Below are 13,347 nucleotides of genomic sequence, written 5' to 3'. Positions count from 1 at the left end.
TGGGCTGTGCCCAGTTACAAGGAAGGTGGCCGTACCTGGCCGCGGTGGTCGCCGCGCCTGCGGTCGACATTGGCCGGATCGTCCGGCTCGATACTGTCCGGCAGTGCTGGGGCGTCCGGGCGCACTTCGGCCGGATCGTATGCATCGCCCTGTTCCGCTTTCGCGGGCCGCAGCCATCCGCCGCCCGCCACTACCTGGTTGAGGATGCCATTATCGCCTGCCGCGCCCGGCTTTCCCAACCCGGCGCCTGCGTTCTTCCCCAATTCCATCAATGCAGATGGGGACAGCATGTCGGTCGGCAAGGCCTTGGGCAGCATATCGGCGCCGGGTACCTGCCAGCGCGGCAGCTTCCCGTTCATCCATGCCACGGCCGGATTCAGCACCGGGCGAACCGCCGAGCGCTTCCAGGAGGGCTCGGCGGTCAGCGGGGTGAAGCCGGCCAGCAGCACCAGGATCGCCGCGATCAGGCCACCACGCACGGCCCCCAGTACACCGCCCAGCAACCGGTCCAGGCTGGTCAGCATGCTGCGGTGGATCATCGCCTTGATGACCATGCCGATCACCGCGACCACGATCATCACGCCAATACCCACGCCCAGGTAGCCGCCGACGAAATGTTCGCCGCCAGGTGCCGCGGGTGCCGCCCACCAGCGCGCGGCATCGTTGCCGAAGGCGAAGGCCGCCCACGCGGCCAGCAGCCACGACAACGTGCCGATGACGATTCCCACGAAGCCACGCAGCATCCCGAGCAGGGTCGAGGCAGCGATCACGATCAGCAGCACCACGTCGATCATGGCGCCCCGCTCCTTCGGCGGCGCTGGCAACGGGCCTGCACGTCGGTCATGGGTGCGGTCGGACCATGCCGGCGACGCCAACCTTGGCGGCGACCTGCGCCTTCAGCTGTTCGGCGTCAGCCCGGTTAGCCACCGGTCCGACACGGACGCGATGCAGGGTGCCCTTTTCGGTACGCACCTGCTCGACGAAGGCGCTGAAGCCGGCAGCACGGACCTTGTCACGCAGCGCATTGGCATCGCTGGCCTGGCCGAACGCGCCCAGCTGCACGGCGAAGCCGACGCCGCTGGCCGCCGGTGCAGCCGGCGTGGCCGGTGCCGTCGCCGGCTTGCTGGCGGTGGCCTCCGGCTTCGGCTCGGGCTTCGGGGTTTCGGGCTTCGGCGCCGGCTTCGGCGGCTCGGGCTTGGCCGCCGGAGTGGCCGTCGCAGTCGGCGTACTCGGCGGCAGGCTTTCGCTGCGCACCGGGTTGCTGCTGGCGGACGGCGAGGTGGCTGCGGACGGGGTACTGGCGCTTGGCGTAGCCGGTGCCGGGGTAGCTGCCACCGGGGCGCTGCTGCCCGTTGCGGCATCCAGAGTGATCACTTCGGCCTTCACATCGGCGCGGATCTTCACCGCCTGCAGCCGGGCCGCCTCGGCCTGTGCACGGTCGGCATACGGCCCCACGCGCACACGCCATGCCTGACGGCCGTTGATGGTAGTCGCTTCTGCGAAGCCCGGCAGCTGCGAGCGCTGCAGGTAGGCGATCACGGCATCGGCGTCGGCCTTGCTGCCGTATGCGCCGAAAGTGACGGCGTAGTTGCCAGCGGCAACCGCCGGGGACGTGTCCACGGTCGGCGGCGTGGCCGGCGTGGCGGCCTCCTGCAGCGGCTTGGCCTGCCCGGTCTGCAGGCCGGTAGCCCCACCGGCCGGGGCCACCAGCGGCAGTTCACGGGTTTCGAACTGGCCATCGGCCGGTGCATCCGGCGCGGCGATCGGCACCGAGGCCACGCCGCTGTCCGGTGCAGGCCCCTTGACCAGCATCGGCAGGAAAATCACGGCCAGTGCAACCAGCACGATGGCACCAATCAGACGCTGTTTCAGAGGCGTATCCACGTGAGGCGGCAACTGTCCGGAGGTTGCGGTCGATTATACGGGTGCCGGACCGGACGGCGTCGGGATTGGCTGAACGTGGCTCAGGCGCTGCCCTGCAACCACTGCAACGCGGCGGCAGCGGTATGGAAGGAGCCAAACACCAGTACGCGGTCACCGCGCTCGGCCCGGGCCAGTACCTGCGCCAGCGCCTGTTCGACCGAAGCGGCCAGCTGCGCGCTGCCAGCAGCGGTCTCGGCCAGGCGCGCCTGCAACTGGGCGGCACTCTGGCCGCGCGGGCCGTCCAGGCCGGCAAGGGTCCACTCGCCAACCACGCCCTGCAATGCCTGCACCACGCCCGCCGCGTCCTTGTCCTGCAATGCGGCATACACCGCCAAGGTGCGCCCGGCCGACGCCTCGGCCTTCAGCGCGCGCGCCAGCTGGCCCGCCGCCTGCGGGTTGTGCCCGACGTCGACGCGGATCTGCACACCGCCACGCTCGAACGCCTGCAGGCGGCCCGGAATGCGCGCCGCCGCGATACCGGCGGCCCACGCCGCGCGCGGCACCGGCTTGTCCAGCGCGCGCAGCGCAGCAATGGCGGCACCCGCATTGGCCAGCTGGATCGGCCCGGCCAGCGCCGGGGTTGGCAGTTCCATGCGCAGGCCAACGTCCCGCCAGCGCCAGCGCTGGGCATCGATCGGCTCGTAGAAATAGTCGCTGCCGCCGCGGATCGCGTTGGCACCGACCAGGTAGGCACGCGCGAGCACGCTCGAGGGCGGGTCGGTCTCGCCCAGGATCACCGGCTTCCAGCCGCGGATGATGCCGGCCTTCTCGGTGCCGATCGCCTCGCGGTCCTCGCCCAGCCATTCGGCGTGGTCGATGTCCACGGTGGTGATCACCGCCACGTCGGCATCGACGATGTTGACCGCATCCAGGCGGCCGCCCAGGCCCACTTCCAGCACCGCCAGGTCCAGCCCGGCGTCGGCGAACAGCTGCAGCGCAGCCAGCGTGCCGTACTCGAAATAGGTCAGCGTGGTCTCGCCACGCGCGGCCTCGACCGCACTGAACGCAGCGACCAGCGCGGCATCGTCCACGTCCTGGCCGTCGATGCGCACGCGCTCGTTGTAGCGCAGCAGGTGCGGCGAGGTGTACGCGCCGACCTTCCAGCCGGCGGCACGTGCAATGGCTTCGATGAAGGCCACGGTGGAGCCCTTGCCGTTGGTGCCACCGACCACGATGGTGCGCTTGGCCGGCGCCCCCAGGCCCATCGCCGTGGCCACGGCGCGCACGCGCTCCAGGCCCATGTCGATGCTCGCCGGATGCTGGCGTTCAATGTAGTCCAGCCAGTCGGCCAGGGTGGTCGGGGTGTTCGTCACGGCAGCGGTTCCAGCAGAAGCAGTTGGTGCGAGGGGATCGATCAGAGTGCGCGGTGCTTGGCTTCGCCGAAGAACGGCGTGTGGTGGGCGCAGTCGTTCAGGCGCACCACTTCCAGGCTGTCAAGGTCGGCGCCTTCGAGCAGGTTGAGCGTGGTCGGTGCCTGGCGGAAGGTCCACAGGCGGGAGATCGGCAGGCCCAGCACCTTGCACAGGATCACGCGGTTCACCGCGTCATGGGCAACCACCAGCAGGGTGTCGTGCTCGCCGAGGCCGTCGGTGGCGCGGGCCAGGCCGCGCCAGCTGCGCTCCAGCACCAGGCGCAGCGATTCGCCGCCGGGCATCAGCACGGTATCCGGCTCCTCGCGCCAGGCCTGCAGGCGCGACGGATCCTTCTCGTGGATCTCGCTGGCCAGCAGCCCTTCCCATTCGCCGTGGGCGATTTCCTGCAGTTCCGGCTCGGTCAGCAGCATGTCGGCACGGGCGGCGCCAAGCGCCAGCTGCGCGGTGCGCTGCGCGCGCGACAGCGGCGAGGCGACGGCACGGGTGATGTCGACCGAGGCCAGGCGGGCACCCAGTGCCTGGGCCTGGGCTTCGCCGATCGGCGACAGCGGGATGTCGATCTGGCCCTGATAGCGGCCTTCGGCGTTCCACGGCGTTTCACCGTGGCGGGCAAGCAGGATGCGCATGCGTGCAAGGGGTCCTGGGGGGAGGAGGTTCCCGCGTTTCGTTCACATCCTGTGAAGTGCGCGGAACACGGATGATACCTGTTCGGCGCGCCGGGTCGGGGCGGGCATGAAAAAACCCCGCGACGTGGGTCGCGGGGTTTCGGAATTCCCGGCCATCGGGTCGGGTTTGCCGGCCAGCGGCCGGCACTACCGCAACCGGTTTATTTCGCCAGGTTCAGTTCCTTCAGCAGCTGCGGCGCCGGCGCCACTTCCTGCATGATCCACTGCATGTAGCGGCTGTCGACGGCGATCATGCGGGTCATCACCGGGTCGAACACCCAGTTGGAGCTGACCGATTCCCAGTTGCCATCGAATGCCAGGCCGACCAGCCTGCCGTTGGCGTCCAGCACCGGCGAACCCGAGTTGCCGCCGGTGATGTCCAGGTTGGACAGGAAGTTCACCGGCACCGAACCGATGCGCTTGTCTTCCAGGCCGCCATAACGCTTGGCCTTGACCGCATCGAGCAGCGCCTTCGGCGAATCGAACGGATCTTCACCGGTTTCCTTCGCCGCCACGCCTTCCAGGGTGGTGAACGGGGTGTACTTCACGCCGTCCTTGCCGTAGCCCATGACGTTGCCGAAGGTGATGCGCAGCGACAGGTTGGCGTCCGGGTAGACGAACTCGCCCTGGCTCTTCTTGTAGTCGGCCACGGCCTGCAGGTACAGCGGACGTGCGGTCAGCGATTCACCTTCGCGGATCTTCTTCTGCTCTTCCTGCTTCAGCAGTGCCGGCATGACAGCCACGGCGTACTGGATGGCCGGATCGCTGCTGGCTTCGAATGCGGCACGGTCGGCCTTGAACCATTTCAGGCGTGCGTCCAGGCTGCCGAGCTCGGTGCCCGACAGCTTGCCCACCAGCGCCTTGACTGCGTTGGCATCGCTACCGGCCAGCCACTTGTTCAGCACTTCATTGTCGCGCTGCGCGGCCGGCAGGGCCACGTACTGCTCCAGCCAGTAGGCCTGCAGCTGCTGGTCCATCTTCGCCACATAGCGGCGGTCCATCTGCTTGAGGCCACCTTCGATGGTGGTCAGGTCGCGTTCCTGGTAACCGGCTTCGCGCTCGGCATCCGGCTTGCTGCGCTCGATCGACAGGCGGTACAGGGTGATTGCCGCACCAACGGCCGAGGTGTTGTTGAACTGCCCGACGAACAGGTCGCGCTCGCGGGTCGCCTTGCTGGTATCCAGGTGCTTGACCAGCTGCGCGTGCGCCGCCAGGGCCGGCTTGCCGGCGGCACCCTGCTTCTTCAGCCAGGCCAGCACGGCAGCTTCTTCAGCCTGCTTCTGGCCGGCGGCGTCGATGCGCTTGAAGCCTTCCAGCTGGCCCAGGTAGTTCTTGGCCACGTTGTTCATGCTGGCGGCGGTGGCAGCGTACTTCACCTTGACGTCGGCGTCGGCCTTGCCGGCGTCGGCGATCATCTTCAGCACGGCGTTGTAGTGCTTGGCGATGGTCGGGTAGGTGAAGCTGGCGGTTTCGTTGAACTCACCGGCCAGCGCGTAGCGGTTGGTGCGGCCCGGGTAGCCGGCCACCATCACGAAGTCGTCGGCGCCCAGCGGCTGGTCGGCGAACTTCAGGAAGTGCTTGGGCTGGTACGGCACGTTATCGGCGGCGAAGGCGGCCGGCTTGCCGTCCTTGCCGACGTAGGCGCGGTAGAACGAGAAATCGCCGGTGTGGCGCGGCCACATCCAGTTGTCGACGTCGCCGCCGAACTTGCCGACGCTGCCCGGGGGCGCGTAGACCAGGCGCACGTCCTTGATTTCCATGTTGCGGAACAGGCGATAGGTGTTGCCGCCGGAGAAGCTGTACAGGCGGCAGCGGAAGCCGGCATCGGCTTCACAGGCGGCAACCTGGGCCTTGTCGAAGGCGTCCAGCGCGCGACTGCGGGCCAGCGGGTCGTTGCCGGCGGCGGCGATGGCGGCCTTGGCCTGGGCGGTGACGTCGGTGATCTGGTCGAGCACGAACACGCGGGCGTTCGGGCCGGCGCTCAGTTCGTCCTTCAGGGTCGGCGCGTTGAAGCCGTCCTTGATCAGGTTCTTCTGCGCGGTCGAATTCAGCTGGATGGCGCCATACGCGCAGTGGTGGTTGGTGACCACCAGGCCCTGCGGCGAGACGAAGCTGGCGGTGCAGCCCCCCAGCGCAACCACCGCACCCATCGGGTCACCGGTCAGGTCGGCCAGCTGCTCCGGGGACAGCTTCAGGCCGGCCTTCTGCAGCGGCCCGGCAATTTCCGGCAGCTGCTGCGGCACCCACATGCCTTCTGCGGCGTGGGCGACCTGGACCAGCCCAAGGCTGGCGACGATGGAGAATGCAAGCAGGTTCGAGCGCATGGAGCGGCCCCTGGTAGTGGAACCCTCGATTGTAGCCCGCCGCCCTGCCCCGGCCCGAACCCCGGAAGTCATGGGCCTGCTTCTTGCTCTGCGCACATCGGCCGCGCACACGGAATCGTCCAGAGGGGGCGTGGTCACCCTGCCCCGGAATCAGGGAGGCGCCGCTGTTCGCAGTACGTTCGAAACGCCCGCCGGCGCACGCCTTTCGTTCCGCCACTGCACCCGCAGCGCAACATGGGAAATCCGCGCGGCACCCTATAATCCGCGCTTTCCCCCTGATGAGTTCCACCCCGATGGCGCAGCAAACGATGAAGGCCCTGGTCAAGCGCGAAGCAGCCAAGGGCATCTGGATGGAAGAGGTTCCGGTGCCGACTCCGGGCCCCAACCAGGTGTTGATCAAGCTCGAGAAGACCGCGATCTGCGGTACCGACCTGCACATCTACCTGTGGGACGAGTGGAGCCAGCGCACGATCAAGCCGGGCCTGACCATCGGCCATGAATTTGTCGGCCGCATTGCCGAAATCGGCCCGGGCGTGACCGGCTACGAGATCGGCCAGCGCGTCTCGGCCGAAGGCCACATCGTCTGCGGCCACTGCCGCAACTGCCGCGGCGGCCGCCCGCACCTGTGCCCGAACACCGTCGGCATCGGCGTCAACGTCAATGGTGCCTTTGCCGAATACATGGTGATGCCGGCCAGCAACCTGTGGCCGATCCCGGACCAGATCCCGTCGGAGCTGGCCGCGTTCTTCGACCCGTACGGCAACGCAGCGCACTGCGCACTGGAATTCGACGTGATCGGTGAGGACGTGCTGATCACCGGCGCGGGCCCGATCGGCATCATCGCTGCCGGCATCTGCAAGCACATCGGTGCGCGCAACGTGGTGGTGACCGACGTCAACGACTTCCGCCTGAAGCTGGCCGCCGACATGGGCGCCACCCGGGTGGTCAACGTCGCCAACCAGTCGCTGAAGGACGTGATGAAGGAACTGCACATGGAGGGCTTCGATGTGGGCCTGGAAATGAGCGGCAACCCTCGTGCGTTCAACGACATGCTCGACTGCATGTACCACGGTGGCAAGATCGCCATGCTGGGCATCATGCCCAAGGGTGCCGGCTGCGACTGGGACAAGATCATCTTCAAGGGCCTGACCGTGCAGGGCATCTACGGCCGCAAGATGTATGAGACCTGGTACAAGATGACCCAGCTGGTGCTGTCCGGCTTCCCGCTCGGCAAGGTGATGACCCACCAGCTGCCGATCGACGACTTCCAGAAGGGCTTCGACCTGATGGAAGAAGGCAAGGCCGGCAAGGTCGTGCTCAGCTGGAACTGATTCACCGTGCCCTCGGCACGTTGAATCAGTCCGCGCATGTTTCCTTATCCCCGCGCCATTGGCGCGCCCCCTTGAACAACAAGGGGGCTCTCCCCCGGATGGGATCAAGAACACTGCGGAATTGAAAAAGGCGCCCGATGGGCGCCTTTTTCGTAAAGCATGCCAGGCAAGCCTGGCACCTACCGAAGCAAGGGTTACTTGCCGATGGCCACGGTCAGCAGCACGCGGCTGTGTGCCAGCTTGCCCGAGTTGTCACGGCCATTGCCGTCGGTACCGTAGTAGCCCAGGCCGACGTTGAACAGGCCGAACTGGCGGCTGACGCCGACGTTCCAGTCGGTGTAGTCCTTGGCCAGGCCCTTCTCGAAGCTGCTGCGGCCGACATTGGCGTTGAGGGTGAAGTCACGCGGCAGGCCCCACTGGCCGCCGACACCGTAGTACCAACCGTCGGTGCCGCTGTTCCACTGGTCATTGGTGTAGGCCACGGTCAGCTTGTAGGTCTCATCCAGCGTGGTGGTGGTCACCAGCTCGTTGTAGTTCTGGTTGCTGGCACCGATGTAGGTATAGCGGTTCAGCAGCACATCGAAGTTGACGCGCGGGGTGACGTCCACGCCGTAACCGATCTGGTAGTCGACCTCGGTGTTCGGGTCGCCCGGACCAAAGTCTACGCCCGACCCCCAGACACCGGCATACAGGCCTACCGGCGAGGTGTAGGTGAAACCGGCCTGCAGGGTCGGCTTTTCGTCGGTCTGCGAGACACCACGGAACAGGTAGTCCGACACGGCGGTGACGTTCCAGCTGTACGGCGATTCGTTTTCCTGGGCACTGGCGGCGAACGGGGCAGCCAGGGTCAAGGCAGCGGCAATGGCGAGGCAGGCACGGGCGTGCTTCATGAGCGTCTCCGGTGGGGGCGGTGGCGTGGAAGGCCGAGGGCGGGCGTATCGGCCGGAACGGGACAGCTCCGGTTCACGAATTTTTAACCACTTTGCTATTGCGATGCAACATGTGCCGGCCGTGGCGATGCCCCGCCCGGGCCGGTCGGCGAGCGGCGATGCCCGTTAGAATCAGCGGTTTCCCGTTCAGAGCCGTGCCCACGCCATGACCGACGCCTCCTCCGCCCTGACCCGCCACTACGCCGAGGAACTGGACGCCATCCGCGCCCAGGGCCTGTTCAAGTCCGAGCGGATCATCACCAGCCCGCAGTCGGCCGAGATCACCCTCGACGACGGCCGCAAGGTGCTGAATTTCTGTGCCAACAACTACCTGGGACTGGCCGACCATCCGGACCTGATCCAGGCCGCCAAGGACGCACTCGATACCCACGGCTTCGGCATGGCCTCGGTGCGCTTCATCTGCGGCACGCAGGACCTGCACAAGCAGCTGGAAAAGCAGATCGCCGACTTCTTCGGCAAGCAGGACACCATCCTGTACGCGGCCTGCTTCGACGCCAACGGCGGCCTGTTCGAGCCGCTGCTTGGCGAGAACGACGCGATCATTTCCGATGCACTGAACCATGCTTCGATCATCGACGGCGTGCGCCTGTGCAAGGCCAAGCGCTTCCGCTACGCCAACTGTGACATGGCCGATCTGGAAGCCCAGCTGCAGGCCGCCGATGCCGCCGGCTGCAAGACCAAGCTGATCACCACCGACGGCGTTTTCTCGATGGATGGCTTCATCGCGCCGCTGGACGAGATCACCGCGCTGGCAAAGAAGTACAACGCCCTGGTGCACATCGACGAATGCCACGCCACCGGCTTCCTTGGCGCCACCGGCCGCGGCTCGGCCGAAGTGAAGGGGGTGCTGGAGAAGATCGACATCATCACCGGCACTCTGGGCAAGGCCATGGGCGGCGCACTGGGCGGCTTCACCTGCGCCAGCGCCGAGGTGATCGAACTGCTGCGCCAGCGCTCGCGCCCGTACCTGTTCTCCAACTCGCTGCCGCCGCACGTGGTGGCCGCCGGCATCAAGGCGTTCGAAATGCTGGCTGCCGCTGACGACCTGCGCAGCACCCTGGCCGAGAACACCGCCTACTTCCGCGAGAAGATGACCGCCGCCGGTTTCGACGTGAAGCCGGGCGTGCATCCGATCAGCCCGGTGATGCTGTATGACGCACCGTTGGCGCAGAAGTTCGCCGAGCGCCTGCTGGAAGAAGGCATCTACGCGATCGGCTTCTTCTTCCCGGTGGTGCCCAAGGGCCAGGCCCGCATCCGTACCCAGATCAGCGCCGCGCACAGCCGCGAGCACCTGGACCGGGCGATTGATGCGTTCACCCGCATCGGTGTCGAACTGGGCGTGGTCAAGGGCTGATCACGGCCGGGGTCGGATCCCTTTCCGCAGGAAAGGGCTCTGACCCCGCACGGTCAAAGCGTGCCGACCGAGGTCGGCACCCACTGGCGTCACTTCTTTTTCTTCTTGCCCTTCGGCTCTTCCTTGCTGGCCACCACTACCGGCTTGGCGGCAGCGTCCTGGCCATTGCCCTTGGCAACGCGGATGCCGTTGGCCTTCATCCAGGCATCGAACTCATCGGCGGTCATCTTCTTGTCGCCGTTGCTCATCAGGAAGCGGTAACTGCCGCGACCATCCAGCTCCGGGGTCTTCACTTCCACCACCGGGGTCTCGGCAGGCGTTTCCGCCTTGGCCACCTTCTTGTGGCCGCCGCAGGCGGCCAGCAGCACCATCGGCAGCAGCAGGCCTGCACAGCGCAGGGTTTGATTGAGGGTCGGGTGGTACATGGCAGGCTCCGTTCGGGAATGTCGACAGCCAGGCGCCCCCTACGCCTGGAACGGCGGCCGGCAACTGCCGGCCACGGGCGATGATCAGCCCAGTGCAGCGGCCCCCAGCCGCTGCTGGTCGCTGACCTGCAGAACCCGCCACTGGCCCTTGCCGAGATCGCCGAGCACCAGCCCACCGATCGCGACCCGGACCAGGCGCAGCACCTGCAGGTCGAAGGCCGCCAACAGGCGGCGGATATGGCGGTTGCGGCCCTCGTCGAGGACCACCTCCAGCCATGCGGTCTTGTCGCCACTGCGCAGTACGCGCACGGCACGGGCGGCGAGGAGCTCGCCCGCGTCTTCGACACCGGCGCGCAGCGCGGCCAGGGTGTCCTCATCGGGCAGACGATCCACCTGCACGTGATAGGTTTTCTGCGGGCCGGTCTCCGGATCGGTCAGGTGCGCCGCCCACTGCGGATCATTGCTGAACAACAGCAAGCCTTCGCTGGCCTTGTCCAGGCGCCCGACCGGCGCGATCCACGGCAGGCCGGCACCATCGAAGCAGCGATACACGGTGTCGCGACCACGCTCGTCCTGCGCCGTGGTGACCACCCCGCGCGGCTTGTTGAGCATCAGGTACAGGCGCTGCGGCGCCCCCATCGGCTGGCCGTCGACCTCGATCGGCGGGGGCGGACTGGCAATCGGGAACTCGGGATCACGAACGATGCGGCCGGACACGCGTACGCGGCCCTCGGCAATCCAGCGCGCGGCCTCGCTGCGCGAGCACACACCCGCCTTGGACAGCACGCGCGCCAGGCCATGGCGCACGCCACTGGAGACATCCGGAGTCGCACGCCCACGCGGTGCGCGGGAGCGGGCGGCGGGGGCGGCAGGTGGGCGGCGCGTGCGCAAGCCTCTGCTCCCCGCGGCGCTTACTTCTTGTCGACCGGCTTGGTCTCAGCCGGTGCTTCGGCCGGGGCCGGAGTGGCGGCCGGAGCCGGACGCGCCTTGACCACGCGAACGCCGCGCGCCTTCATCCAGGCGTCGAACTCTTCGGCGGTCATGCGCTTGCCGTTCTGGCTCATGTCGAAGCGCCAGGGCGTGTTGTCGAATTCGGTCTGCGGCTTGTAGGCCGCCGGATCGTTCGGCTTCACCGCCGGTGCGCTCGGAATGGCCTTGGCGATGTTCTGGCAGCCGTCGATGCGCAGGCGCTGCAGCACCTGGTCCAGCGACTGCGACGGATCGTAGTTGCTGCTCAGCACACCGGCCGGCATGCCCAGCTGGTTGCCACGGATGTACAGCTCGTCGGCCACTGGCGCGATGGTCGTGGCCGGCAACGGCAGCGGCGAGGCGCTGGTGTTGACCGAGCAATCGACCGCAGCGTGGGCGGCGGGAACCAGGGCCAGCGCCAGGACGGCGGCCGATGCAGAGCGCAGCATGAGGGGCATCCACGGAAGGAAGTGACGCGGCGAGTTTAGCAATGCCGCGTCAGCTTTCAAGCGCCACTTTCAATGAATACGACAACTTATTGGTTTTACGGACAAAAGACCGACGAACGGTTGCCTTGCCCCGTCACAGGCGAGCGTCCTGCCCGCAGAAACAACAAGACCCGGCCGAAGCCGGGTCCTGCTGTGTCCTACGGGCAGAGCGTCAGAACTTAGTTCTGGACGTTCAGCTCGGTACGACGGTTCTTGGCGCGACCTTCCGGGTTGTCCGAACCATCCGGGTTGGTGTTCGGAGCAATCGGACGGCTCTCGCCGTAGCCGATCGGGCCGACCAGGCGACCGGCGTCAACGCCGTTCTTGGTCAGGTAGTTGTACACGGCGGTAGCACGACGCTCCGACAGCTTCTGGTTGTAAGCGTCGGTACCCTTCGAGTCGGTGTGACCGGCAACTTCAACGCGCAGATCCGGGTAACGCTTCAGGATCTCGGTGGCTTCGCTCAGGATCGCCACGGCGTCCGGACGCAGGTTCGACTTGTCGAAGTCGAAGTTGACGCCCTTCAGGTCGATGGAGACCGGAACCGGGCAACCGTCCGGACCGATGGTCTGACCCGGCTGCGAGTTCGGGCACTTGTCGTCGCAGTTGTTGACGCCGTCACCGTCGTCGTCCAGGTCGGCGCAGCTCGGGGCAACCGGAGCCGGAGCCGGAGCAGCCGCGACCGGAGCCGGGCCCAGCGGGATCACGACGCCGACCGAAGCCAGCACGTCGCCGAACCAGCTTTCGTCACGTGCGGCGATGCTCTGGTCGTCGAAGTCAGCGCGGTAGGCCACTTCGGCGCGGACAGCAACGCGCTTGTCGAAGGTGGTCTGCAGGCCGACGCCCAGCTTGGCAGCAACATTGCCGTCCTTACGCTGGCGCGGGCCGTTGTTGTCGAGCGCAGCGTACTCTTCTTCCGACTTCTGGTAGCCCAGGCCACCGACGATGTACGGGTTCCAGCCGCGGCCTTCCTTGATGAAGTGGCGACGCAGGTCCAGCGAGATGCCGTACTGCGACCAGTTCAGGTCCTGGTTGCTGTCGAAGTTCGGGTTCTGGTAGTTCAGCTCACCGTCCAGCGACCAGTTCGGGCTGATGAACTTACCCAGGCCCAGGGTCACGAACGGAGCGTCATTGGTCAGACGGTCGCTGTCCTGGAAGTTGAAGCCGGCCGAACCGGTCAGGTACCAGCGGTCATCGAACTCCTGCGCAGAAGCTGCCTGGGCGAAAGCCAGGCCGCCCAGCAGCGCGGCAGTAAGGATCTTCTTGTTCATTGAATACAGCTCCTATTTCGGGGGTATGAAACCGGTAGAGGCATGGGCCAGCACTAGTGCGTCGATGTTCGACAGCCGATTCAGCACGCCACCGCCGCGAACATTATGCTCAGGCGGGTGAAGGCCATGTTAACAGTCCCGTAACATGTGAAGTGTTGCGCCCGACCGTCCACCGGTCCGACGTTGAAACCCTATACAGGATGATGAAAATCCGCAAGACCCACACGCTGCAAGGGTTTGACGGGGTTTAGGTGCGAGAAGCGACATATTGCGC

Annotated in this window: 12 protein-coding genes; 2 read left to right on the top strand and 10 right to left on the bottom strand. The window is 66.8% G+C overall.

Going from position 1 to position 13,347, the window contains the following annotated elements; genetic code table 11:
* Nucleotides 1-14: 14 nt before the first annotated feature.
* The 5 genes from ACSYHF_RS04270 to ACSYHF_RS04250 all read right to left on the bottom strand — a co-directional run bounded on the left by ACSYHF_RS04270 (nucleotide 15) and on the right by ACSYHF_RS04250 (nucleotide 6,285).
* Complete coding sequence (locus ACSYHF_RS04270) at nucleotides 15-794, bottom strand: CvpA family protein (protein WP_049414286.1); 780 nt, start codon at nucleotides 792-794, stop codon at nucleotides 15-17.
* 46 nt (nucleotides 795-840) lie between these two features.
* A complete protein-coding gene (locus ACSYHF_RS04265) occupies nucleotides 841-1,884 on the bottom strand; it encodes an SPOR domain-containing protein (protein ID WP_069138935.1) in 1,044 nt (347 codons plus the stop codon).
* Nucleotides 1,885-1,964: 80 nt separating this feature from the next.
* Nucleotides 1,965-3,236, bottom strand: a complete 1,272-nt coding sequence (folC, locus tag ACSYHF_RS04260) for a bifunctional tetrahydrofolate synthase/dihydrofolate synthase (protein ID WP_070490517.1) — start codon at nucleotides 3,234-3,236, stop codon at nucleotides 1,965-1,967.
* 41 nt (nucleotides 3,237-3,277) lie between these two features.
* On the bottom strand, nucleotides 3,278-3,922 hold the full coding sequence (locus tag ACSYHF_RS04255) for a histidine phosphatase family protein (RefSeq protein WP_005415444.1): 645 nt from the start codon (nucleotides 3,920-3,922) through the stop codon (nucleotides 3,278-3,280).
* Nucleotides 3,923-4,122: 200 nt separating this feature from the next.
* A complete protein-coding gene (locus ACSYHF_RS04250) occupies nucleotides 4,123-6,285 on the bottom strand; it encodes a S46 family peptidase (protein ID WP_447576100.1) in 2,163 nt (720 codons plus the stop codon).
* Between the two features lie 308 nt (nucleotides 6,286-6,593).
* Between ACSYHF_RS04250 and tdh the strand changes: the two genes are divergently transcribed.
* Entirely contained in the window at nucleotides 6,594-7,616 is a 1,023-nt protein-coding gene (tdh, locus tag ACSYHF_RS04245; protein ID WP_005415442.1) for an L-threonine 3-dehydrogenase, read from the top strand.
* A gap of 194 nt (nucleotides 7,617-7,810) precedes the next feature.
* On the opposite strand, the gene ACSYHF_RS04240 is transcribed toward tdh, so the two are convergent.
* Nucleotides 7,811-8,506 (bottom strand): TorF family putative porin, encoded by a 696-nt coding sequence (locus tag ACSYHF_RS04240; protein WP_134956049.1) that lies wholly within the window; start codon nucleotides 8,504-8,506, stop codon nucleotides 7,811-7,813.
* A 205-nt stretch (nucleotides 8,507-8,711) separates the two neighbouring features.
* Between ACSYHF_RS04240 and kbl the strand changes: the two genes are divergently transcribed.
* Complete coding sequence (gene kbl / locus ACSYHF_RS04235; RefSeq protein WP_005415440.1) at nucleotides 8,712-9,920, top strand: glycine C-acetyltransferase; 1,209 nt, start codon at nucleotides 8,712-8,714, stop codon at nucleotides 9,918-9,920.
* A gap of 89 nt (nucleotides 9,921-10,009) precedes the next feature.
* Here kbl and ACSYHF_RS04230 read toward each other — a convergent pair whose 3' ends face one another.
* The 4 genes from ACSYHF_RS04230 to ACSYHF_RS04215 form a co-directional block, all read right to left on the bottom strand.
* Complete coding sequence (locus ACSYHF_RS04230; protein WP_005415439.1) at nucleotides 10,010-10,345, bottom strand: hypothetical protein; 336 nt, start codon at nucleotides 10,343-10,345, stop codon at nucleotides 10,010-10,012.
* Between the two features lie 84 nt (nucleotides 10,346-10,429).
* Nucleotides 10,430-11,236: a pseudouridine synthase gene (locus tag ACSYHF_RS04225; protein ID WP_262222150.1), complete on the bottom strand. Its 807-nt coding sequence runs from the start codon at nucleotides 11,234-11,236 to the stop codon at nucleotides 10,430-10,432.
* A gap of 20 nt (nucleotides 11,237-11,256) precedes the next feature.
* Nucleotides 11,257-11,763 carry a hypothetical protein gene (locus tag ACSYHF_RS04220; protein ID WP_005408235.1) on the bottom strand — a complete coding sequence of 169 codons (507 nt, stop codon included), beginning with the start codon at nucleotides 11,761-11,763 and terminating at the stop codon, nucleotides 11,257-11,259.
* Between the two features lie 218 nt (nucleotides 11,764-11,981).
* Nucleotides 11,982-13,073, bottom strand: coding sequence for an OmpA family protein (locus tag ACSYHF_RS04215; protein ID WP_005415437.1), 1,092 nt, complete (start codon nucleotides 13,071-13,073; stop codon nucleotides 11,982-11,984).
* Between the last annotated feature and the right edge of the window lie 274 nt (nucleotides 13,074-13,347).

The organism is Stenotrophomonas maltophilia group sp. P373 (genome assembly GCF_053295075.1).
The sequence above is the reverse complement of the archived record's forward strand: the minus strand, read 5'-3'. Positions and strand labels throughout refer to the sequence as shown.